The 24186-nt window shown below is 55.5% G+C and carries 25 protein-coding genes; all 25 read right to left on the bottom strand.

The window, feature by feature from the left end:
- Positions 1 to 94 precede the first annotated feature (94 nt).
- Positions 95 to 448, bottom strand: a complete 354-nt coding sequence (locus HY868_06345) for a helix-turn-helix transcriptional regulator (GenBank protein ID MBI5301736.1) — start codon at positions 446 to 448, stop codon at positions 95 to 97.
- A gap of 22 nt (positions 449 to 470) precedes the next feature.
- Positions 471 to 857: a hypothetical protein gene (locus HY868_06340; protein MBI5301735.1), complete on the bottom strand. Its 387-nt coding sequence runs from the start codon at positions 855 to 857 to the stop codon at positions 471 to 473.
- Positions 832 to 1344: a hydrogenase maturation protease gene (locus tag HY868_06335; GenBank protein ID MBI5301734.1), complete on the bottom strand. Its 513-nt coding sequence runs from the start codon at positions 1342 to 1344 to the stop codon at positions 832 to 834. Before HY868_06335 ends, HY868_06340 begins: the two co-directional genes overlap by 26 nt.
- Positions 1341 to 2015, bottom strand: coding sequence for a Rieske (2Fe-2S) protein (locus HY868_06330; GenBank protein MBI5301733.1), 675 nt, complete (start codon positions 2013 to 2015; stop codon positions 1341 to 1343). The genes HY868_06335 and HY868_06330 overlap by 4 nt, the downstream gene beginning before the upstream one ends.
- Positions 2012 to 2506, bottom strand: coding sequence for a hydrogenase maturation protease (locus HY868_06325; protein ID MBI5301732.1), 495 nt, complete (start codon positions 2504 to 2506; stop codon positions 2012 to 2014). The genes HY868_06330 and HY868_06325 overlap by 4 nt, the downstream gene beginning before the upstream one ends.
- 75 nt (positions 2507 to 2581) lie before the next feature.
- Entirely contained in the window at positions 2582 to 4459 is a 1878-nt protein-coding gene (locus HY868_06320) for a nickel-dependent hydrogenase large subunit (protein MBI5301731.1), read from the bottom strand.
- A gap of 94 nt (positions 4460 to 4553) precedes the next feature.
- Complete coding sequence (locus HY868_06315) at positions 4554 to 4823, bottom strand: hypothetical protein (protein ID MBI5301730.1); 270 nt, start codon at positions 4821 to 4823, stop codon at positions 4554 to 4556.
- Positions 4824 to 4976: 153 nt separating this feature from the next.
- Entirely contained in the window at positions 4977 to 5288 is a 312-nt protein-coding gene (locus HY868_06310) for a hypothetical protein (protein ID MBI5301729.1), read from the bottom strand.
- Positions 5285 to 5584: a hypothetical protein gene (locus tag HY868_06305; GenBank protein MBI5301728.1), complete on the bottom strand. Its 300-nt coding sequence runs from the start codon at positions 5582 to 5584 to the stop codon at positions 5285 to 5287. The genes HY868_06310 and HY868_06305 overlap by 4 nt, the downstream gene beginning before the upstream one ends.
- A 13-nt stretch (positions 5585 to 5597) precedes the next feature.
- Entirely contained in the window at positions 5598 to 5909 is a 312-nt protein-coding gene (locus HY868_06300; protein ID MBI5301727.1) for a hypothetical protein, read from the bottom strand.
- Positions 5906 to 6220 (bottom strand): hypothetical protein, encoded by a 315-nt coding sequence (locus HY868_06295; protein ID MBI5301726.1) that lies wholly within the window; start codon positions 6218 to 6220, stop codon positions 5906 to 5908. The genes HY868_06300 and HY868_06295 overlap by 4 nt, the downstream gene beginning before the upstream one ends.
- Before the next feature lie 5 nt (positions 6221 to 6225).
- Positions 6226 to 7488 (bottom strand): hydrogenase expression protein HypE, encoded by a 1263-nt coding sequence (locus HY868_06290; protein MBI5301725.1) that lies wholly within the window; start codon positions 7486 to 7488, stop codon positions 6226 to 6228.
- Positions 7489 to 7780: 292 nt separating this feature from the next.
- Entirely contained in the window at positions 7781 to 8977 is a 1197-nt protein-coding gene (locus tag HY868_06285) for a hypothetical protein (protein MBI5301724.1), read from the bottom strand.
- 152 nt (positions 8978 to 9129) lie between these two features.
- Positions 9130 to 10554, bottom strand: coding sequence for an HAD family hydrolase (locus tag HY868_06280; protein ID MBI5301723.1), 1425 nt, complete (start codon positions 10552 to 10554; stop codon positions 9130 to 9132).
- Position 10555: 1 nt separating this feature from the next.
- Positions 10556 to 11305 carry an HAD-IA family hydrolase gene (locus HY868_06275; protein ID MBI5301722.1) on the bottom strand — a complete coding sequence of 250 codons (750 nt, stop codon included), beginning with the start codon at positions 11303 to 11305 and terminating at the stop codon, positions 10556 to 10558.
- Positions 11302 to 12207, bottom strand: a complete 906-nt coding sequence (locus HY868_06270) for a sugar phosphate isomerase/epimerase (GenBank protein ID MBI5301721.1) — start codon at positions 12205 to 12207, stop codon at positions 11302 to 11304. Before HY868_06270 ends, HY868_06275 begins: the two co-directional genes overlap by 4 nt.
- Positions 12208 to 12336: 129 nt before the next feature.
- Positions 12337 to 13089 (bottom strand): HAD family hydrolase, encoded by a 753-nt coding sequence (locus tag HY868_06265; GenBank protein ID MBI5301720.1) that lies wholly within the window; start codon positions 13087 to 13089, stop codon positions 12337 to 12339.
- Positions 13086 to 14018 (bottom strand): sugar phosphate isomerase/epimerase, encoded by a 933-nt coding sequence (locus HY868_06260; GenBank protein MBI5301719.1) that lies wholly within the window; start codon positions 14016 to 14018, stop codon positions 13086 to 13088. The genes HY868_06265 and HY868_06260 overlap by 4 nt, the downstream gene beginning before the upstream one ends.
- Before the next feature lie 52 nt (positions 14019 to 14070).
- A complete protein-coding gene (locus HY868_06255) occupies positions 14071 to 15288 on the bottom strand; it encodes an ABC transporter substrate-binding protein (protein MBI5301718.1) in 1218 nt (405 codons plus the stop codon).
- Positions 15289 to 15474: 186 nt separating this feature from the next.
- Positions 15475 to 16560, bottom strand: coding sequence for an ABC transporter ATP-binding protein (locus HY868_06250; GenBank protein MBI5301717.1), 1086 nt, complete (start codon positions 16558 to 16560; stop codon positions 15475 to 15477).
- Positions 16561 to 16740: 180 nt separating this feature from the next.
- Entirely contained in the window at positions 16741 to 18576 is a 1836-nt protein-coding gene (locus tag HY868_06245; GenBank protein MBI5301716.1) for an iron ABC transporter permease, read from the bottom strand.
- Positions 18577 to 18664: 88 nt separating this feature from the next.
- Entirely contained in the window at positions 18665 to 19948 is a 1284-nt protein-coding gene (locus HY868_06240; GenBank protein MBI5301715.1) for an extracellular solute-binding protein, read from the bottom strand.
- Between the two features lie 86 nt (positions 19949 to 20034).
- Positions 20035 to 21126, bottom strand: coding sequence for an ABC transporter ATP-binding protein (locus HY868_06235; GenBank protein MBI5301714.1), 1092 nt, complete (start codon positions 21124 to 21126; stop codon positions 20035 to 20037).
- A complete protein-coding gene (locus HY868_06230) occupies positions 21127 to 22947 on the bottom strand; it encodes an iron ABC transporter permease (protein MBI5301713.1) in 1821 nt (606 codons plus the stop codon).
- Between the two features lie 45 nt (positions 22948 to 22992).
- A complete protein-coding gene (locus HY868_06225) occupies positions 22993 to 23862 on the bottom strand; it encodes a MurR/RpiR family transcriptional regulator (protein ID MBI5301712.1) in 870 nt (289 codons plus the stop codon).
- Positions 23863 to 24186 lie beyond the last annotated feature (324 nt).

The following is a 24186-nucleotide window of genomic DNA, read 5'->3' as shown; positions in this document are numbered from 1 at the left end:
TGCTGATAGATTTTGATTTTCAAATCGGCAATCGGTCGGTGCAGGGAACGGAACGGCGTCCGATCCCTACCCGTATTACTGCTGAGGAAGAATTTCACTCGCGTGGAGACTCGGCGTGACAGTTGCAGTTTTCGCACGCGCAATGCCCGTCGAACAAAAGGCGTTCGATGCGCCGCAACTGCCGCAGCATTTCGCCGTTGTGCAGGCGCACCGCGTCCAACAAATCCGGAAATAAATCGAGGAGTTTGAGGAGATGGTCGAGCGAGGGAGATTCGATGTCGCGTTCCCAAAATGAAATCGTGCCCTGGCTTACGCCCAGTCGCCGCGCCAGTTCGGTCTGCGCCAACGGCGCGCGCATCCGCGCGCGTCGAATCGCATGACCCAGCGAAATTGCCCGCTGACGTCCCTCTGGCGTAGCCGGGATTGCATTGACCGCCAATCGAATCATATCGTCTTCTGCTAGCCCGATTTCATGCGTGCGCGCGCGTTTGGCGCGATTCGCAAAATTCGGGACCCTGGGTCTGGCACGCGCAATTCGGGTTGTTGCATTCGCCGTGCGCTTGATTCGTCAAGCCGGCGAATTCGTCCATGAATTGCCTGCCGCCTTCGGCGCGTCCACGCTCGGTGAGCGAATACCCCTTGCTTTTCGCGCGCGTCAGATATTTTTCTTTTGTCATCCGGTCGAGGTGGACGCGCAGTTGTTCGGCGGTCGTGTTCAGAAACGTTGCGAGTTCTTCGGCGGTCGGCGCGTCGCCCAGACCTTCGCCGCGCATCCAAAACATCACTTGCAAAATCTCGTCGCGCCAAAAAATCGCGTCGAGCGCCGAGGAATCATTTTTCGCTGGTCGTTTCGCCACGCTGAGTCTCCCGAACGATTTTTTCGATCACGCGAATCGTCGTCTGCGCCGCGCGCGCGACCGGTTCCGTCAAACCAATGCCTAGGTCGTTCACGTCGCCGGGCTGACAGCCCACGATGAAAACCTGGGGCGGCAAAACGCCGAGCGCCTTGGCAAGAATCAACGCCTGGCTTGGCGTCGTATAGTGCATGTCGGAAAGAAAATCGCGTCGCGCATCTTCCTCCCAGGAACCCAGGTCGGGCACATCCGCTTGCGAGGCGCGCATCGTTCCCGGCGCGCTCCCGTGTTCGACGGCATCCACCACGACCAACACATCGTAGCCCGCCATCAATTCCTGGACGAGATGGATGCCGCCAATGCCCACCTCGACGACCTTGACGTTCGCGGGAAACGTGTTTGTGTCGGCGAGATGTTTGGCGACCTGCACACCAAAACCATCGTCGCGGCGCAAGACATTGCCCATCCCGGCGATCAGAACGCGCTTCATCCGACTCCTGGTGTGCTGTTCGCGCGTGTCGTGTTGATCGCCAACTGAATTACGCCATCCACAATCGCGACCGGCAGGACTTGGAGATTCGGTCCGGCTTGCCCATCCGAACGTTTGCCAGTGCGAATGTCCCACGCCTCGTTATGCCAGGGACAAACGATGATGGGCGGTGTGAACGGACCCAGGTTCAGCGGCGCGGCGCTGCCGGGACAATTGTTTCGCACTGCGTAAATGTCGCCGTTCACATTCGCGATAAAGACGCGTGCATTATCAATATCGTACACCCGATACGTTCCAAGCGCAATGTCTTGCGCGCGCGCGATGGGAGAAAAAACTGGGCGTCGTCTTTCGCGCGGCGGCAAGGTCGCCAGTTGATCGAACGGAATAAATCCGGGCGTTTCGTCATCGGGAAGAAAATCGTACAGCAGGAGTAACGCGTGGACGATGGGATCGTGCGCGGCGCGCAAGACGAGATCGGCGTGACCTTGTTCGCGGATGAACGCGATGAGCCGGCTTAATCCTTCGCGATGTACCGCGTCAATCGTTGCGAGCATCTCCATTGCTTTTGCGCGGACTTTAGGCAACGGCAGATGCTCGAATTCCTGAACCAGTTCGTCGAGGTGTTGCAACGTCGCGTTGAACTCTAGTTCTGTTTGCCGATCCGCGCTCATGCTGGAACACTCGTTTCTAGCGCCGCATTCTTCACGGCTTGAATCACTTGATCGAACACTGCCTCGATGCGCGGTGTAAGTTCAAGTCCAAAGCTCGTGTCCGCCGGTTCGACCTCGACGACGCGCACATCGCGCGGCAGAACGCCAAAGTGTTGGGCAATGATCAACAGATTGTCGAGACTCACGACGCCGGTGACCGCTTCGCCGATCCGCTGTTGGATTTCGTCCTTGCTCGGCAACGCGCTGTCCCAGTGATACGAAAAAATTTGACCCGGCGCGCGCCCGCGTTGCACGCCGGCAACGAATACGACGCGGTCGTAGTAACATGGCTGGTCTTGCAATCTTTGCACGACGGCGATGGGACCGAAACTCAAATCGTCAATCTCGACGTTGGCGCGCCAATCGAGTTGCTTTAATTTCGCGACCAACATGGGTCCGATGGATAGGTCGCGCAAATTGTGATAGCCGACGCCGGCGATTAGTGTTCGCATCGCTAGTAAACAAGTAGGCGGGTAGACAGGTACACAGGAAACGAATCTACGTGTGTACTTGTCTACGTGTCTACCTTATTCGTCCAGCCCACACGCGCACGTATTCACCTCGCGCACGACGACGTGATTCGTGCCGTCAACGTGAACGTGCGTCGTGCATGGCATACACGGGTCGAAACTGCGAATCGTTCGCAGAATGTCAATGCCTTTGAAATTTTCGATGCTAGACGCGTTCTCTAAAATCGGCGTGTTCATCACCGCTTCTTCGTACGGTCCTGGGTCGCCTTGCGGACCGCGCGGACTCGCGTTCCAGGTCGAAGGGGTTACAATTTGGTAATTGCTCAGAACGCCGTTGTCAATAATCGCGTGATGCGTCAAAAAGCCGCGCCCCGCGCCCCAGAATCCCGCGCCGATGTGTGTACCATTGCGCGGCAGTTCGAACGGCGTGTGAATCTTGTCCTTGCCCTGTTTGAGTAAATCCAAACCGATGAGCCAGTTGTCGAACGCGACCATCACGGTGTACGGAATGCAGTACGCGCGCCCGCGATTGCGCTCGAACGCATTCCACACCGCCGGCACATGCCATTCCATTTCGACGGCAGGTTGTTTGCCCTCAGGCACTTGAAGTTTGAGACTCGTGCCTGTCGCTTGGATGAAACGCGTGTGCGGAAACACGCCGCCCGCCGCGGTGTTCCACAAACGCGCGGCGCATTCCGCTTCCATCGCTTTGCGATCCCAGCGCGGCGAAGTATCCCAGGAATATTTCTCGCGCCAGTTTTGTCCGCTCGGACGCGGTTTGGTGTCCTTGTTCCACATGTGGTGCGGGCTGAGCGGATTGCCAGCCGGATCGGTTTTGAAACGCGGATTGTCCCAGGTGTCGTAATACGAATGTTCGACGAATTCTTCGATGCCGATGTTCAACGCTTGCAGTTTCGTCGTCACGACTTGCCCGTCCACGATCACACCCGGCGTTGCCCAGCGTTTCTCGCCCCACGCGTTGCAATTCGCGTACGACGCGTCGTACGCGAACGGATCATCCCAGATGCCGGGATCAATCATGTTCGCCGGGCGCGCGCCGACTTGCTTGTACGCCGGATTCGCCGCATAGAAAAATTCAGTCAGGTCATCCCAGATGCCCACGACTTTTTTCGAGTAATCGAAAAAGCGCGCGATGCGCGAGTACACTTCGTTGAACGACGTAATGCTAATCGTCGAGGTCATGCCGCCGGGAATTACCGTTTCGGGATGCGGATATTTGCCGCCGAGCAGAACGTACGCTTCGCGCGCGACGCGTGTCATGTGCAACGCTTCGAGATACAACGCGCCGGTTAGCGGGTTCATATCCACCATAATGTCGCCAATCGTGCGATAGCCGTGCCAGTTCGCGTGCGGCGCGGGCGTGGTCTTGGCGCGTTCCCAGATTTCCGGATTCGTGAGTTGCATGATGGCTTGCGAATAATCCGGTCCCGCTAGCAAAAAAAGATGAAGCGGATGATCGTAGAGAAATTCAATCGCGAGCAAGAGGTTGCGCGTGGCGATGCCGAGCGGCGGCGGCGCGACCGGGAAAGCCATTTCGAGCGAGAGCGCCGAAGTCGCCGCGTGGACGCCGCCGCACACGCCGCACGCGCGACTGCTGATGAACGCGGCATCGCGCGGATCGCGTCCCTTGAGAATGATCTCGTAGCCGCGAAACAAGGTCGCCATCGAATTCGTTTCGAGGACGCGGCGCTCTTTCAAATCCACGACGCTGTGAAACGCGAGCGCGCCCGCGACGCGCGTCACCGGATCGAAATCCACCGATTTGATGTGACCGTTGCGCGCGAGCAAATCCTTGATTTTATCGGCTTGCGCGTCGAGCGAGAGTGTTTGATACGCGTAGGGATCGCGCACACCCTCTTTCAAGTATGCCTTGCCGTGTTCGTCAAACTCGATGGGTAGATTTTTGAAACACATGCGCGTGTCTTCCTTTTTATCCGCGAATTACGCGAATCTCCGCTAATTTTCTTCATTCTTATTCGCGTTATTCGCGTTATTCGCGGACAAATACTCAGCGTCGGAGTAGTCTAGCCACCGCCGCGAGATCGGCTTCGACGGCGAGCAAGCCGGTCAATAACTGGGTCAGCGCGCCGTTGATCGTGCTCAGTTTGCCGGTGAGTGGCTGGGTGTCTTTCACAATTGCGTCGAGACCGCCCGCCAACTGGTAGAGATTGCGATTCGCGCCGCGCAATGCCGCGATGATACCGAGTAAATAAGCGACCAGCGCGAGCACGACGATCAAAACGACCACGAGCGAAATGGATGCGAGAATCGTTCCCATGATTGCCTTTCTATGGAGTACTATTCATCCTGTCATTGCGAGGCGCGGCTTGTGCGCCGAAGTAATCACCCCTCCCAACCCTCCCCTTAACAAGGGGAGGGCTAGGGTGGGGTTGGAGATTGGTTCGGGCAAAGACCGCCCTCGCAATGACAATCAGCCGCGTCCATTTTCATTCGCGCGACTCGTCAGCGTCGCGCCAATCGTCGCGGTATGCGACTTGATGTCGCCGGCAACACCCAGGATTTGCGTTGCGACGCCAATCGTGTCATCCAACGCTTTGATGTTGCGCGTGTTGTTCGCGATACCGACACCCGCGTCGCGCATCTCGGCGAAATAGCGTTCGATACTGCGCGCCGCGTTCAAGGTCCGTTGAAGGAGCCAGACCGTCACCGGCAGAATGACCAGCACGGCGATGGCTAGAGTGATTCCCCAAATCCAATAAACCAGGTCGGGCACGTCCATCATCGCGTCGCCTCCTTTTGCTTGACGACCGCTTCAATCGTCTTGACCAGATGCGTGTCCACCTGCTTCAAGCCCGCTGCGACCTGGGTCAAGCCGCTGTTTAGTTTCGTCACCTCGGCGGGCAGATGACTCGTCTCCTGTTCAATCGCGCGCAGACCCAAACGCAACTTGGCGAGGAAACTGTCGCCGCGTCCGCCGATGGATTCGAGCGTCTTGGCGATCAAGAACAAGTACGCCACCACGACACCAAAGAAGATGACGACCACCAACGCGGAGATGAGCGTAAGTAAAATGAGCATCGTCGCCTCCTGGTCAACGTGAAAGCACGCACGCGGGACAACCGGGACAACCCGCGGCGTGTTGCTCGATCGCGTGCGCGCCCGCGACGATTTGCTTGGCGGTTTCGAGAATCGCGCCCGCGTGGCGATTCGTCTCGATCAACAGAGGAATGTGCACGGTGTTGTTCGCGACCAGTTTGCCGGTCGTCCAAATGTCGCCCGCGACGTGATCAATCGTGCGCGCAGTTCGCAGGATCATCGTCAACAACGCGGCAACGACACCCGTGACGACCAACAAAATTACAAGCGAGATCCACCAGAGATTGTAAACTGTTTCGGGTGTCATAGTCGCGCCCTCCCTTGCCCCCTGCGGGCGTCGGCATCGTGCAACGCTTGCGCGATTTCGCGCGCGTCCGCGAGAATGGCGTTCGCGCCGCAGAGCAATTGACGCGCGACCTGGTTCGTGTCTTGCAATGCCCAGATGACCTGGGTGTTTTCGCGAATTTGTTTAACCATGCCGAGCGCCGCGCCTGCGCCGCGTTCGATGCTCTTCGCCGCGTTCAATACCGCGAGCAAAAGCGCCGCCGCGATCACGACGACGACTGCCGCGACTCCCAGACCAATCAACCAAACGTTGAGAATTTGAGCATCCGTCATTCGCGTCACTCCTTTTTGTCCGCCGGTTTTTCTTCTTCGTGAGGATGCGGGAGACCGTAGAACGATCTAAATGTAACGTGTCCGATCGGTTCGCCGCCGCGCCACCATTGCAAGCGTTCGTAGAAACGATGCTCGATGCGTTCGAACCAGTTCAATTTGGGCACATGTCCCCAGCCACTCGGCACATCGCCCAGGTCGCCCCACAGCCGCGAACGATTCAAATGCTTTTGCGTCAAGCGGCGCAGATTATTGATGAGAAAACCGTGCGCGCGCGACGCGCTCGACGAAAGCATCGTGCCCGGCGGGCGTTGATAGAACGGCGCAAAGCGATCCGGAAAACCGGGCATCGTGCAACCGATGCAGATGCCGCCGACGTTCATACAACCGCCGACGTGATTGATCGCGCCGCGCCGCGCGATGTTGCATTGCACGACCGGTCCCCAGCAACCAATCTCCACGAGACAACGTTGATCGCCGTAATGGTCGGCGAAAATTCCTTCTTCGTAAAATCCCGCGCGCGAGCAACCCTGGTGAACCGTTTGATTGAAGAGCCACGCCGGACGACCCAGTTCATCAAATTCCGGAAGTGGTCCCAATCCTTGCAAGAACAACAACACCGCGGCGACCGTTTCGCTAAAATTATCGCCGACGGGCGAACAACCTGGGATGTTGACGACCGGCAAACCGAGCGCGCTGCGATAATCCTTGCCCAGAAAATCCATCACGCCCATCGCGTGAGTGGGATTGCCAATCGCCGCCGGAATGCCGCCCCAGGTCGCGCACGTGCCGATCGCGATCACCGCCGCCGCGCCGGGCGCGAGTCGCTTGAGCCAGGTCGCAGTCGGAATCGGCTGATCGTGCGCGTCCGCGCCCATGGCGCTCCAGTAGCCGCCGGTTTTTTCCGCGATGCTCTCGTCCGCGATGGACCCTTCATAAATCACGACGTAGGGCGCATTCAGTTGCCCCGCCGCGGCGAGTTCATAATTCTTGATGAACTCGGCGCCGGCTTCGACGGAAACGACCGAGTGATGCAAGACCAAACGCGGAACGCCGGGCAAACGCCCGGTCAATAAATCTTCGACGCTCGGCGAGGTTGCGCCGGTGACGGCGATCGTACAGCCGTCGCAACTCATCCCGGCGAGCCAGAACGCGTGCACGACTTTGATCGGACCGAGCAACGCGCCGGTGCGTTCGTCGGCGGGCGTCTTTTGCAATTCGCGTGCGGCGCTGGAGGTCAAGAGGTCAACCACATCGGACGCCGTTTGCATCGGCGGCGCGGACAAGATCGTTTCTTGCATGGACCTTCCCCTTTCGTGCAATCGTAACTCGTTCGGCGATCAAGTGCTTGACCCGAATTATAAAACCTTCTCCTAGGGTAAATGTCAAGAGCAGGACGGCTTGTCCGCGCTCGCCGCGCCGCCAACAAAAAATGGTCGCATCGCCGTCGGCAATGCGACCACGGTTGGGCTTGCGCCTCAACCAGGACAATCGGTTCGAGCGAATAAGCGGTCTGTGCTTCACCGCACAATTGTCGCGCCGCGTTCGCGCGTATGCGGACACCTATTCTCGATTTAGAATCTCCGCGATTTCCGGCGTCGTCCACATTGCCGCGCCGGTCGTATCCACAACCAGATCGCACATTTGCATTTGTGGCACATAGGCGATCTGCGCCATCAAAAATTGGTCTTTGAAAAAGCGGTTGCGAAAATAGGCGGGGTCGTATTTCTTGCGATAATCAATATCGCGTTTCCACTTGCGCTTGAGCCGAATCGGGTCATCGGTCAGGTAAACAACTTTGATGCCGATCCAGTGCGCCACTTCCTTGAGCAAAAATGGGAAATTGCCTTCGATGAAAATAATATCGGCTGGCTCGATCTCAATCGGCGCGCCGCCGGGTTTCAAGTTGCCGTCCAGGTCATGACTCGATGTTGCAAAAATAAAATCGTAACGCGGAATGCTGATCTTTTTGCCGCGACAAAGATCTTCGAGACTCTGTTTGAAAAGTTCAAAGTGGATTGCCGCTTTACCTTGCGAGTAGATGCCTTTTTCCTCGCGCGGTTCGCGGTCGGTCAAAAAGTTGTCCAGCTCGAGCGCGGTCGTTTTTTTGCCATTGTGCTCGAATGAACGACGCAAGCGTTCGACGATTTCGGTTTTGCCGGCGGCGGTCGGTCCCGCAATCGCGAGGAGGATCGGCGTGCCCTTGGCGGCGACAAGTTTTTTCACGCTGGCGATGAACAGTTCGTCCAGCTCGGCATTTGCCGCTTGGAAATCCTTGTAGCCAATGTCCTGAGATCGTTCGAAATGTTTTTGCTTTGGTTCGAAACGCCGGTACGGCTTGCCGCAAAAATGCGCCAACACCGGTTCGGTAAAGTAAGTTGTCCGCGTCAAAAAGAAAAATCCGCGAACGTCGAAATAAAAATGCGCGGTGATCCACTCGACCGAATAGACGCCGGTGACCAGACCGACCAAAAGCATGTTCGTCAAACGCGCAATCGTTTTATCTAACACGATTCGATCATCGACACGCGGCTTGATCTGAATACTGTTGTAAAATTCGCGGGTGTGAATGCGTTGTTCGATTTCTGCCTGGGAATCCAGCTCGATACCGCCCCAGCCACCATCTTTAGGATATAAATTATCGAGCGCATAGCGAAATTCATAGAGTTCCATTTCCGCTACACCGGCATTAACTTGCTTCATTTTTTCAAACAGGACGGCGGAAAATTCATCGGGGTCGAACGGGTTTGAGGCGCACATAAAAATTCCTTTCGATTTACGCAACAAAAATATAGGGGCATTCCCTGATAGGTTGTTCAACCATTCACCGCAAAACAAAGGGGCGCAAAGAGTTATCGTAGAAATGCGAGGTTCCCATTCCTTCGCGTTCTTGGCGGCAAGCAATTGATTTGCTAAGCCAGCTCTTTACGCGGCGGGAAAATATGCAACAGTTCGCTCAACGCGTGAATGGTCGCGTCCGGTTTGTTTCCGTCGGTGAGCGGTTCTTTTTCCACCTTGCCTGGCTCTAGCAACATGATCGCCACCGGAAAGCCGGCTTGGCGCGCACCCTCCACATCGCGAACCGGACTATCGCCGACGTACGCGCAGTGCGCCGGCGCGATTCCGATGCGACGCGTCGCCTCCCAGAAAATTTCCGGGCTGGGTTTCCGATAACCAACCTGGGATGAAAGAACCACCGCTTTGAAATAATCGGCGAGTCCGTCCGCGGCGAGCCAATCGGGGATTTCGGTTTCGGTGATGGTGTTCGCGATGATGCCGAGGCAATAACCGCGTTTCCGCAATTCGAGAATAGTGTGTTTGGCATCGGGACGCGGGACACGGCGACCATCTTTATCGCGCCACAAGCGCGTCAGTGTACCGGAGAGTGGCGCAATCTTTTCCGTCGGAAGATCGGGCAACAGGAATCGCGTCCACAATTCCTTTTCCGGTACTTCGGTCAGGTTTTCGGATGACCATTTGCGGTACGCCTTCCATCGCTGGTCCAGTCGCTCGAACAACGCCTCAATTGGCTCCGGAGTTTCGATCAACGCCGCAAGTTGCTGGCGCGCGTGCGCGGCAAATGGTTCGTCCGCAACCACAATTCGCAACGTGTCGCCAACGTCGAAAAAGATGGCATGGATTTCAGAAATTATTTCTGTGACCGTTCCTGGGTTGGAGTTTTGAAAAATCGGCACGTTGAGCAAATCGGTGAGCGACTCGGCGTAGTAATCAGCTTTGGAACCTGGGTCATAGTTCACCGCGACGGTCATCATCCCCGCTTGGCGCGCGCCCTCAAGTTCGCCCGCATCGTGACCGACAAACGCCGATTCGCTCGGTGTGAGGCGCGCCTGTTCCAACGCATTCCAGTACATCGCCGGATCCGGTTTATGCGCGCCGAACACGGTCGAACACGTAACCACGTCAATAAATTCGGCGACGCCCACTTTTTCGAGCCGCCGCATTTTCCATTCGAGCGGGTACATTGTGTCGGTGACGATGCCGAGAACGAAACCGCGCCGTTTCAAACCGGCGAGCGCATCTCTGCCGCCGGGGACCGGCAAGACGTCGTTCGAGAATTCGAGAATTTGCGCGATTAAAGTTTTGCGTTGCTCAGGATTCACGACGCCGCGCATGAGCACAAACTGATCCCAGTATGCCGCGTGATTGAGCTTGCCTTCGTTCGCTTGCGCGCGCAATGATTTTTCAAGCACAAGGTTTTCGGCGGATAGGTCGGCGGTAAAGCCATTCTGCTGGAGCAGCTTTAACGCGAAGGTTCTGGTTGACTCCGACCGGCGATAGAGTACGCCTGCCGCATCGAAAAAAATTCCTTTAATCACATCACCCCTCCGCGTGGTTAACCAGGTCTACCACTTGCATCAAATTTTGCGCGATGGCGTCCGGCGGCTCGACATCGGACGCACGGTCGGCTTGCGTGGTGAGAAACGATTTGATTTGAATCGCCAAGCCATACCCGGCGCGATGCGCGCCAACCACATCACGTGAAACCGTGTCGCCGACGTATGCGCATTCACGCGGTTCCAATTCGAGGCGGCGCGTCATTTCGAGAAAGATGCGCGGACTCGGTTTGCGCCAGCCAAACTCGCAACTCGTCAACACGACCTCGAAAAAATTCCAAATTCCGTACGCGGCGAGATTGTGCGGCACCAATTGTCGGCTGACGATGTTCGAAATCACGCCGAGCCGGAATCCTTTTGCGCGCAACGCCGCCAGCGCCGCACGCGTTTCGGGACGCACCGTGCGTTTGGAAAATTGCGTATCCCAGTAAAAGGCGATCTCTTCGCCAATCGCCGCAACACGTTCTTGCGGCAGAGCGGTGAAAACGAATTCGCTAAAGACGCGCTCGGGCGTTAGCTCTTGATTGGTTTCCGCGCGCCACTTGCCGTATTTGTTCATCCCGGTTTTGACGATACCGTACAGATCGGCGTCGTTCAACCCAGGATCGAGATCATGTTTGGCGAGAATCGCGCGCAAGCCGGGCGTCGCATTCAAGCGTAAGAGATCGTCATAGTACACGTTTTCCAATGTGCCGCCCAGGTCAAACACAACCGCACGAATGGGGATTGTCATGATGCCTTGACTAGACCTTTCTGCACGAGCCACTGCACGCCCGCGCGCACTTGGGCGGGCGAGTTGAAATTTTGAAATTCGCACGTGCGGTGCGCGTTCGCCGGCACGTAACGCGCGACCATATCCCAATCAATCTGTCCCGACCCGGCGGCTTGATGATCGTCAATGCCGACAACGTCGTGCAGATGCACACCGATGATGCGCACGCTGAAACGCCGTAACCATTCTGCGTGCGGAAAGAATCCGAGGCGGTGGAGCGTTTCGGCATGACCGACATCGTACCAAAACCCGACATTCTTGAAACCCAGGTTAAGCAAGCTGTCGAGTTCGTCGGGCAAAGGAATTTCGAAATAGTGATAACGATTTTCCAGACCCAGCTTGATGTTGCGTTCGCCGGCGTACTCGGCAAGTTCGATGAGACTAGTCCGCACCGCGCTCAGGTTGAGCGGCGCTTGCGCGGCGCGCAGCGCGATGAATTGGTTGCGGATTTGTGCGAACTCGGCGGTCGCGGCTTTGCCCTGGCGAAACAGCTCGCGCATCGTATTGTCGCGCGCGGTATCCACATCCACTTTGCCCGGATGCACGATGACGAACGATGCGCCGAATTTTTGCGCGAGGTCAATACTGCGCTTGACGGCGTTAACGCCTTCGCGACGATTGGTTTCATCCGTTGCAGAGATAAGCCAGTTGCGCTTTTTCAATTCACTTGCCGACACATCCGCGGGACAAGGTTCGTGCACGCTGACGACGCGATAACCGTTCATGCCGTTGAGCATCGTGGAATTGACCGCGTGGTTCAGTTCAAAGCGCGTGAAACCGAGCGCGCTGCCTTGCTGAAAAAATTCCGCGAGCGTATCGAATTTTTTGATTCCCCACATGGTGGAAAGCGCGGCGTCTATCATTGGAATCTCCCGCAAAAATATTCCAAACTGCCGTTCAAATCACGGCGTCCAACTGTCCGAGCCAACATCGGTTCACGATTCCTTTCTATGGGTGAGGTATCTTGCTGGATCGTTCAAAAGCCAGAATACCTATTTTACGCGCGATGGAAAAATTGCCAACAATTCCCTCAACGAACGAATTAGCGCGTCGGGTTTGGCTGATTGGTCTTGTTCGTCCGCGCGCGCCTTGCCCGGCGGCTCGATGATGAGCGCCATGCCAAAGCCGGCGTGGCGCGCGCCGACGACATCGCGCGAGATGCGGTCGCCGAGATACGCGCAACGCGCCGGTTCGATCTGCATCGCGCGCGTCGCCTCCCAAAAAAATTCTGGATCCGGTTTGCGGCGCCCGGATATGGAAGACAGGAGCGCCACCTCAAAATATTTTTTCCAGCCGTAGGCGTCCAAACTTTTCAGCACATCTACCGATGAGATCGTGTTGCTAATCAAACCCAGCCGATAACCACGCCGATTCAATTCGACCAAGGTATCCGCAGCATCGGCTCTGACGACGAGGCGTCCATGCCGTTCGCGCCATGCGAGCGTCAGCTCGGATGCCACTGGCGCGATTCGCTCCGGCGGCAATTCTGGCGCGAGCCAACGCGTCCAAATTTCTTGCTCCGGCAATTCGACTAGATGTTCTTGCGCCCAGCGCGAGTACATTTTGTATCGTCGTTCCAATTCGGTCCAATACAAATCGGAGACGGATTCTACACCGAGTAGTTTGCTGATGCGGGCGATAGCCGCGTCTCGAACGGCTTGATCCGGTTCGCGCGTCCGCAACGTGCCGCCCATATCGAAAATAATCGCGTGAATGTCTCGAACGTTCAATGTAGATGCAATCATTGCTCTGATTCCGTCAGCCACCCGGTTGCGCGCAGATGAGCGATGCCGGCGCGTGCCGCGTCCGGGTCAACGGTACGATCCACTTCGAGGACGCGGAGCGCGTTTGCCGGGACATGGCGCGCGAGCGCATCCCAGTGTACGTCGCCGCTTCCGGGCGCGTGATGATTGGTCGTACCGATGGCGTCGTGCAAATGCACGCCGATGATGCGGTTGCCATACGAACGCAACCATTCGGCGTGTGGAGTGAAACCCAGGTTCGCCTGCACTTGCGCGTGTCCAGTGTCGTGCCAGTATCCGACCGCGTCATCGGGATACCAGGAAAGAATTTCGCCCATCTCGACAAAATTCGTAATCTCGTGCGTCGGACGATTTTCCAATCCCAGTTTCACGTTGCGCGCCGACGCGTACATCACGAGTTCATCGAGACTGCGATGCAGTGTATCCATGCGTTCGCGACGTTGATGTGCGCGTTCCATTGCAAGTTGTTCGCGCAAGGTGTTGGCTTTGCTGTTGTGAATCTTGCCTTGCGCGAACAGTTCTTTCAAGCGTACTTCGATTTGCGGACGCGCACCCGTCTGACCTGGGTGTAACACAATTGCGCGTGCGCCGTACTCGGCGGCGACATCGAGCGAGCGTTTGGTGATCGCCACTGCGCGGCGGCGGCGTTCGTCGTCGAGCGACGTGTAGACGATGTCGGCGCGGCGTAGTTCCTTCGAGCCAATGCGCGTTTGTCCGCGCGCCGGTGGTGCTGGGTCGTGCAAACTAGCGATACGAAAATCTCCGGGACGGACCTCATCGTAAAAGGTGTCGAAATGAATGCCACTGAGTTCAAAGCAATCGAATCCAAGTTCCGCCCCGGCGGCAAAGATATTGCGCAGATGCCAATCGCGTCCGCTGAACCAAAAAGTAGAGAGGGCGAGTTCGGTCAAGGTTGTTTCCAAGACCTGGCAGATCGCAGAGACCCGTCAGGTCTACGCCGAGTTACTTGAGCACGTTGATCGCGTAAAAGTCGCGCACCTTGCCGAGGGTCTTGTACGCGATGGACTCGTCAACCGTCCAGACGACTTTGCCCAGTTCCATGTACGGAATAGCGCCTTTAGGAGAGTCCCAATCGGTGCGAGGGCTGTAGTCGCCGATGACGTTCCAGGATTCGAACCCTTCCTGGCTAGTGATGTAATTGATGAACAGCTTGGCGGCATTGGGATGCGGCGCGCGATTCGCGATTGCCAGATACGACGCGGTCTGGAGACCCAGAACCGGTTTCAGACCTTTGCATGGCTCGACGACAATCGTTCCCTTGACCACGTTGCGGTATTTGGAATAGGAGATGAAACCGATCCCGGCTTCCTTCATTCCTTTTGACCCGATGGCGGTCGTGACTTCATCGCCGCCCGGTTGGGGCATCGGTTTGTTCTTGGCGAACAGCTTGAGCCACAGCCACGCGGCATCGGGAGTGTCTTTATCGAGAACGGGGTCTTTACCGTATTTCTCTTTGTAGGCATCCGCAAACTCTTTGCCGTGCGAAACGATGGTGGCAAAGATACCCATGGTGCTGGCATCCGCCAACGGATCCTCGATGTAGATTTTGCCTTTCCAAGTCGGTTCGGTCAATTCCCACCAATTGCCGACCGGGCACGTCTTGTTCAGTTCCGAGTTGTATGCCAGGACACGGACGCCGTAGCGTGAAACAAGCAACGGATCGCTGGCGGCTTTGGGGTACACGGAAGCGACGGTGTCGGGTATGAAATTCCACAGCATCTGCTTGGGCAACATGTCCCCCACTACATCGCCGGCGGAACTGCTACTGAAGAGCACATCACCGGTAAAAGCCCCGGCTTTTTGCTCTTCTTTTATTTTGAGGACCGAGTCTTCACTGCCCAGATCAAATCCTTCGAGCGTAATCCCGGGATACTTTTTTTCGAACGTCTTTTTCACATCGGCAATGCGCGACGAATTGGCATAGACGAGTACCTTTCCTTCCTTCTTGGCTGCCGCTTCGATGGCTGCCCAATCTTGCTTGGCGGGCGCGTACTTGCCCAGTTCGGCAGATTTGAGCCAAGCATCCATTGCTGCATCTATCGCCGGAACAGTTGCGGCTTTAGGCGCGGCAGGCGCGGTGGTCGGCGCTGCGGGTGATGCGCACGCGACTAGGACACTCATGACCACCGCAATCATCAACAATTTTGCAAACGCTTTCATTTTCTCCTCCTCGAGAATTGGGAAATGGATTGGATGGAATACGCGTTGTTTCGTTTGAATCTCTGCCGCACACCCCCTTTCTGGAAATTGGATGTTGGACGTTGGAAATTGGAAATTGGAAATTGGATGTTCCAGATTCCAACTTCCAACCTCTCACTTTCATCCTCGAACCTCAACTGCCAACTTTTAATTCGCGACGATCAGTTTTCCACTTGCCTTGTCGTACAAGTTCAGAGTTGTTGAATCAAATCTCAGCCAAATCTTGTCGTCCATTTTGATTTTGCTGATTCCCATGACTTTGACCGTGATCTCCAAACCATCCCGATGCGCAACGATGGTTGAATCGGCGCCTGAAGGCAATACAGAATACGCGTTGAACTCAACGGAATCCGGTGTCGGGGTCGTCGAGATGGCGATGTCTTCTGGGCGAATGGCAACTACGATCGGACCGGTAGCGTTCTGTGTTGCGATGGGCATCTTGAATTTACCGAGGTCAACTGAATTCGCACCGTCCACCGTGCCCTCCAACAGATTCACTTTGGGATTGCCGATGAAATCCGCAACGAACAGATTGGCGGGACAACGATAGATGTGGTCGGGCGGATCTACTTGTTGAATGACGCCATCCCGCATCACGGCAATCGCGGACGACATGGTCAACGCTTCGATTTGATCGTGGGTGACGTAGACGGTGGTCGCGCCGGAAATATGATGCAAACGTTTGAGTTCCGCGCGCATATCAATTCGCAGGCGCGCGTCTAGATTCGAGAGCGGCTCGTCCATCAAAAAAACTTTGGGACGATACGCTAGCATCCGCGCGAGCGCGATGCGTTGCTGTTGTCCACCGCTCATCTCGCGTGGATAGCGATCGGCATAGCCCGCCATTTGCACTTCGGCTAGCGATTCGTTAACGCGCTGCGCCATGTGTTCCTTTGGTATTTTCTGGATTTCAAGCGCAAAGGTCATGTTTTTGTAAACTGTCATGTGGGGCCACAGCGCATAATTTTGAAAGACCAAGCCAAGATTGCGCTGACCCGCCGCTAAATTGATGCCGCGCGCGCTCGAAAAGACTAACTTGTCGCCGATGGAAATCTCGCCTTCATCCGGATCTTCCAGACCGGCGATGCAGCGCAACAAAGTGGTCTTGCCGCAACCGGACGGTCCCAAGAGGGTCAAGAAAGCGCCTGGTTCGATGGTCAGACTCACATTGTTGACTGCGGCAACCTTGCCGAAGCGTTTGGTGAGATTCTTGATGAGGATGGATGTTCCCATAAATTCCTTTCTCTACATTCAATACTTTCGCCAAATCGTTTTCGCCCGTTTTTTTATCCGCGCATAACGCGAATCTCCGCTAATTTTAAATTCATTCGCGTTACACTTGCCCTGGCGGGAACGCAAGTGCCAGGGTTCGCGTTATTCGCGGATGAATTTATGATTTTGGCGAAGGTGTTGCTACATTCCAAGACCTTTTTTGAGACTGCCGCCGCGGAAGAGACTGATGAGCCAGTTGCCGATCAAGACCAGCGTGACCAAGATGATAATGATCGCATTCGCCATCTGGGTGTCGTCATTTTCGAGATAGCGGATCGTCATACTGGCGAGCACTTGCGTGGAGGGCGTCACCAACAGGATGATCAACGATAGTTCGCGCATCGTCGTGATGAACGTCATCAGAAAACCGGAAACAAAGCCGGGACTGGTGAGCGGAAAAATGATGCGCTGAAATCGCTGCCAAGCATTCGCGCCCGCCACTTGACCGGCTTCTTCCAATTCCCGCCCCACTTGGAGCATTGCGGAGACGCCAGTTCGCGCGGAGTACGGAATATGTTTCGCCACCGAGACGATGACGAGTAACGCAAAAGTTCCGTACAACGGCGGAATCGGTCCCACCGATTTGGCGAACATCGAGATGTAGACCGCGCCAAACGCGATGCCGGGAATCACGTACGGAATAAACGCGAGTTGTTCGACCAGTTTCGACAGCCGCGTGCCGCGCCCTTTCGCGATGGCATAGCCGAGAAGCATGCCAAGCAACGCAGTGAAGAACGCTGTCCACAACGAGAGCGCAATCGAATTCCAAGCGCCTTTGTAAATATCCGGGTTACGCAGTACGCCCGGCACGCCATTAGAAATGGTGGGCGTGCTTTCACCGATCCAATAGTGCAAGGTAAAATTGCTGAGACTGTATTCGCCGTCAATCAACATGAACGTACTGAAAGCCAACAGCGCGAGCGGTAGTAGCGCCACGACTAACTGAAAAAAGATCACGCCAGCAGTCAAGCTGAATTTCCAGTTCCGTAGGCGCGTGCGTTGCGCCACGAATCCGCGCCCGCCAATCGTTTCATAACTCTTGCGCGTGCCGACCACTTTTTGGTTCGCATACACGGTCGTCATCGCGAAGAGAATCAAGACGATAGCTAGCACAAAGCCATCGGCATAGTTACCCAAGCCCATATCCGATCGGATCATCGTCGAAATCGTATAGTAGCCGACGGGAATTCCCAACACGTTCGGTCCGCCAAACGTGCCCATCACTTTGGAGAAGGTCATAATGAAACCGGAAAGCAACGCAGGCACGATCAACGGAAACGTGATTTTCCGCAAGATGCGCCAACGACTCGCGCCCATCAACTCGCCTGCTTCTTCCAGGTTGGAATCAATAGACATCAACGCGGCGGAAACAAACAGGAAGAAGAAGGTGTAATAGTGCAGTGCGCTGCTGATGATGATCGGCACAGGACCGTACGCCAACCAATCGGGTGGACCTTGTCCAACAAGATATTCATAAATGCCCGGCGAACCACCCGATGTGCGATTCTTGAACAACACCGTCCACGCCATCGCAATCGTCCAAGATGGCATAATGTAGGGGACGGTTGCCAGCGTGTTGATGATAGTCCTACCCGCCATATCGGTACGAATCGCCATCCACGCCAACGTCGAGCCGATGAGCAGCGCGAGCAATGTCGCGCCGGTCGAGATCACGAGCGAATGTTGCAAGGGCGCGTAGGTCATCACTTCGGCAAGCTCACCCGTCAACATTCTCACCCAATGAAAGAGAGTCGGCTCACCCACGATGGCATCTGGATCATAGTGAATGTCTCTCTCTTGATAAGTCAGCGTGGTTTCAATCATGCGATAGAGCGGGACGAGAATCAAGTACACCATCAAGACAAGCATGACCAACGCCAGAATCACTTTAGGGCTGGTGAACCAGCGGACAAACCTCCGGTAATTGGCTAGCAGTTGCAGCGCGCCGGGTGGCTGCAATGATTGGGGAATTGCCATAACAGTGCTCCATCTGAATAAGAACCCGCTTGCTTGCCCGCGCTTGATCGTTCGGGCAAGCAAGAAATCGGGTTCGTCATCAAATCGGTTACTTGGGTTTCAGGTTCGCTAGCCAGAAATCGCGCACTTTGACTGAGTTGTTGTACACGTACAGCGTATCGCCCGCGCCGCTCCACACAAATTTTTGCACATCAAGCCACGGTTTTGCGCCTTGCGGCGGTGGCACATCTTTGCGGGTGGGATAATCGCCGGGAACGTAAAAGGGCACAAAACCCTTGCCACCCTTTTCGTCGCCTTCCATCCAGCGAATCAACAACTTGGCGGCGTTGGGGTGTGGCGCTTGGTTCGCAATCGCGAGCGCGGTCTCTTCGGTAAAACCGATGATGGGTTGCATATTCCACATCACGTCAAACACGAGATCGCCTTTGATAACATCGCGAATTTTTGAGTACGTGGTAAAACCAATCGGTGGGGCTTTTTGCCCTTTCGCGCCAATCGCGGTTGCGACATCGCCGCTACTTGAAGTCAACGCCGGTTCGTTCTTGAGCACGTCCTTGATCCATTGATAGCCGGCATTCGGCACGTTCGCTTCAAGTTGGAGCGGTTTGCCAAACGCGTCCTGGTATGCGTTTGCCATTGTATCGGAATTTTTGGTAATAATCGTCAACGCGAGTAAACCCATCGCCACTTTTTGTGGATCGGGCAGAATGACTTTGCCTTTCCATGCCGGTTTCGTGAAATCCCAAATGTTTTTCACCGGCGGTTCTTTGTACACTTCGGTGTTATAGACAAACGTCGTCAAGCCGTAACGATGGTACATCAGCGGTTCGCGCGCGGCAATGTCTACGAGTGGTTCCAATTCTTGCGGCACAAAGTTCCACAGCATTTTGTTCGGTGGATTGAGCATTTCGTTAACAAGCGTCGAATAATCGCCGCACAGAATCACGTCCGCGGTGTACACACCGGCTTTTTGTTCTTTCTGCAATTTCGTGATGAGGTCAACGGTGGAAATGTCGTAACCCTCGACGGTGATGCCCGGATAGGCGGCTTCAAATGATTTCTTGATGTCGGGCCAACGCGATGAGTTGGAGTAGATGACGACCTTGCCCTCTTTCTTTGCCGTGGCTTCGATGGCTGCCCAATCCTGGGTCTTGGGCGCAGAGGGTCCCAGCTCGGCGGCTTTTGCCCAGGTCTTCTGCGCGTCCGTCAATCCTTTCAAGGGATCATCGATTGGCTTGGGCGCGGCGGTTGGCGCGGGACCCGACGACGATGCCGGCGGCGCGGTCGGTTTGGGCGCTTCGGTCGGTGTGGCGCATGCGACTGCAATCACAGCCAGAATCAACAATCCGAGCAAAACAGACCTTTGTAACACGAGTACCTCCTTGTGCACAGAGAACAGTTTCAGTTTGCCGATTTGGTTTGCGCGCGATTTTTCTTCCATCCTCCTCCTCGTTCGCATCAACGTGCGACGATCAAATTGCCGGTTGCTTTGTCGTAGAGATTGATCTTTTTCGCGTCGAACGTGAGCCACACAGCACGATCCATTTCAATCTCGATATCGCGTGTTTCCTTGATGACGATAGTCGTGTCGCCGCACTGCGCGTTCACAATGATTTCCGAACCCGCCGGCAGAACCGCGTACGTCGTGAATTCGGCGGCATCGGGTATTTTCTCCAACGAAATGCGAATGTCTTCGGGGCGAATCGCCGCGACAACCGCACCGGTCGCGCGCGTGGTCACATTCTTGATTTCGAACGCGCCGCAGTGCAACGTGAGTGCGCCATCGTTCGTAATTAGATTCGCGTCAATCAAATTGATTTTTGGATTGCCGATAAAATCAGCGACGAAAAGATTCGCGGGCGTGCGATACACTTGGCTTGGGCTGGCGTACTGTTGCAAGCGCCCTTCCTGCATCACCGCGATGTGCGTGGACATGGTAAGCGCTTCGAGTTGATCGTGCGTCACGTACACCGCCGTCGCGCGGGTGTCGCGATGCAAGCGTTTCAATTCCGAGCGCATATCCACGCGCAAACGCGCGTCGAGATTGGAGAGCGGCTCGTCCAGCAAAAAGATGCCCGGTTTGGGCGCAAGCATCCGCGCGAGCGCGACGCGTTGTTGTTGCCCTCCGCTCATCTCTTGCGGATAGCGTTCTGCCATCCCGCCGATTTGCAAATCCTTCAAAATGGTTCCGACGCGTTCCTGGATTTCTGATTGGGGTCGTTTTGCCATCTGTAAACCGAACGCGACATTTTGAAACACGGTCAGGTGGGGCCACAACGCGTACGATTGAAAAACCAATCCCAAGTTGCGTTGCGGCGGCGGCACAAAAATATCTTGGTCGGAGGAAAAGACTGGGCGACCATCAATCAAAATCTCGCCGGCGTCCGGTTCCTCCAACCCGGCAATCATACGGAGGACGGTCGTCTTGCCACAACCCGAAGGACCCAAGAGCGTCAAAAAACTCCCTGGTTCGATCATTAAATTCAAATCATCCACGGCGAGCACTTTGCCAAATCGTTTGCTGACGTGCTTTAATTCGATGCGATACATTTACGCCCCTAGTCCTTTGCCGATTTGCCCGCCGCGAAAACGGCGCACCAGCCATTCACACAGCAGAATAATCGCGACGAGCATCATCGCGAGCGCGTCGCCCGGTTGGTGATATCCTTGTTCCGAGTAACGAAAGTTCAGCGTCGTGAGCGTACGCGTCGCCGGCGTGACCAGTAGAACGATCAACGACAGTTCGCGCATCGAGGTGATGAACGTGAGCAGGAATCCGGAAACGAGACCGGAACTCGTTAACGGAATGATGATGCGGCGAAAGCGCGTGAGCCACGACGCGCCGCCGACGAGCGCCGCCTCTTCCAATTCACTGCCCACCTGCAACATCGCCGCCGTGCCGGCGCGCGACGAGTACGGCAAGTTTTTCGCGACCGATACGACGACGAGAATCCAAAACGTACCATAAAGCGCGGGAAGTGGTCCGAGCGGCTGGGCGAACATGCCAATGTAGATCGCGCCGAACGCGATGCTTGGCATCAGGTACGGCAAGAACGCGACCTGTTCGACAATTTTCGAGAGCCACGTGCCGCGTCCCTTGACGACGGCATAACCGAGAAAAATTCCCAGGAGTGACGTAATGCCGCCCACCGACAGCGCGAGCGCAACGCTATTCCAAGTGGAGACCCAGGTTTGCGCATCGGTTAGAATGCCGGCGATGCCATCGGCAATTTTGGGATTGCTTTCGCCAATCCAAAAGTGGAGCGTCATGTTGTCGAGTGAATAGACGCCTTTGCGCAACATCAACGATTGATAACCCAGGAATCCGAGCGGCGCAACTACCGCGATCATTAGAAACGCGACCACCAAAATCAGGAGGGGATATTTGAATGCGCGCAAACGAATCGGCGTTGATGTGAAACCTTTGCCGGTGAGCGTGGCATAACTTTTTCGCACGCCAATGATGCGCTGATTGAAATAAATCGTGACAATCGAAATCGCGATGAGCACCAGACCCAGCACAAAGCCGTCGGCTTGCAGACGACTGGCGATGTTATTGTACAGCGTGGTCGAGAGGACGTAATAGCGCACCGGGTTGCCAAGAAACGCCGGTGTGCCGAAACTGCCCATCGCGCGCGAAAAGGTCAGGATGAACGCAGACAGAATCGCCGGGATGACGAGTGGAAACGTGATGCGGCTGAGCACTTGCCAGCGCGACGCGCCCAACATCTCGCCGGATTCTTCGAGCCGCGCGTCTAACGATTGCAGCGCGCCTGACACAAGGAGAAACGCGAACGCGTAATAGTGCAGAGACAATGTAATGATGATCGGCGCGGGACCGTACGACAACCAATCGGGGACCTGGATACCGGTGAGCGCTTCGAGAAAACCAATCGAACCGCCGATGCGTTGGTTCTTGAACACGACGATCCACGCGAGCGAAATCGTCCACGAGGGAAGCATGTACGGAATAATCGCGATGCTCGAAATGTAATTCTTGCCCGGCAAATCGGTGCGAACGACGAGCCAGGCGAGAAGCGAACCAATCGTTAGCGCAAAAATCGAAATCCCGATGCTGGTGATGAGCGTGTTTTGCAACGGCGTCCACAGCATCGTTTGACTGATGATGCTGTTGAATACGCGTTCCCAGTGGAAGGTGGTCAATTCGCCGGGCGTGATGCCGCGCACCAAGCGTACATCTTCGGGTTGCCACGTGATCGTCGTCTGAATCATAATGAGCAGAGGCGTGATCACGAGATAGAGTAGCAATGTCAGCAAAACAATCGCAACGACGACGTGTGGACGCGCCAACGTGCGCCACAGGCGTCGAGTGGGGCGTACGAGCGAGGATGGTAGTACACTTGCGGACATTCGTTTTCCTCCGCACTGAGGAAGAACCGGGACCAGCCCGTCCAATCACTTGGTTGGAAAATCAAAACCGTATTGAGCGCGTAGCGCTTGCAGGCGATCGAGTGAAGCGACGGTCGCCTCGGAGCGTTCCATGGCGACGGCGAGAATGATCGCGTTGAGGATCGCCATGGGGACCGTAAGAGAATGAAAGGTTGAGACCGGTCCGCGTCGCGCCGAGAGAATGACATCTGCTTGGTCTTTGTAGCGCGCGCCGAGCGTATCGGTGAGCAACACTATTTTGCAACCAATTTTGTGCGCTTCGCCGATCATCGCGCCCAGTTCTGGATTGTCGCGATAAAAGCCGGTGGCGAGGACAGCGTCATCAGGTTTCAGCAAGAGCAATTTGTCGAGCATATCGCGTCCAGTCTCGGTAATGAGCACACTGGGCAACGCGAAACGATTAAAGCGGATCTGGACGAGTTCGGCGAGAATACGCGAGGGACCCGATCCGAAAATGAACAGTCGCCGTCCTTTGAGGATGATCTTGACAGCGCGGTCGAAATCCGCCGTGGAAATACTGCGGGGCACTTCGGCAAGATATTGTAATTCCATGTCCACAACTTGATGGAGAACATCGCCTTGACCGCTTTTCAGGTCGGTGAGTTTGCGTTGGAGCCGCGCGGCTGGGGTCACTTTGACTCGGAAGATTTCCTGAAGTGCGCGGCGTAGTTCGGGGAAACTCTTGTAGCCGATGGACTTGGCAAAACGAACGACGGTCGCCTCGCTGACATCCACGTGCTTGGCAATTTCAGACCCCGTGAGGAAGGTGGCTTGATCGTGGTTGGATAAAAGGAAGGAGGCAATCCGCTTCTCGCGTTTGGTGAGGTTGCCAAAGTGACCTTCGATCCGCCGTCGGAAATCGGTTAACTCTTCCATACCTTCAGCTCCTTCAAGGCGTCGGTTCTTGAAAAATTATACCATAATTGAAATGAAATTGCAAGTTCATTTTCTATCATATTGACAAATAAATTGCAGGATGTCTGCGCGCCCGGGCGCGTAAAAACGAACTGTACGCTACACCCGTATTTCCAAAACCATTAAAATAATCCGCGAACCCTGGCGCTGGCGTTCCAGCCAGGGTTCGCGGATAAAATAATATCTATCCAGTTCAATTGATGTACAAAAAGCAAAGAAATTACGATTGATGTACGAGTGCAGGGATGACGTAGAGTTCACGCAGTTTCAGGGCGAGCGTAACGA

The sequence above is a fragment of the Chloroflexota bacterium genome, from assembly GCA_016219275.1.
Classification (GTDB): domain Bacteria; phylum Chloroflexota; class Anaerolineae; order UBA4142; family UBA4142; genus JACRBM01.
This window is presented reverse-complemented; position numbering and strand designations above follow the sequence as displayed.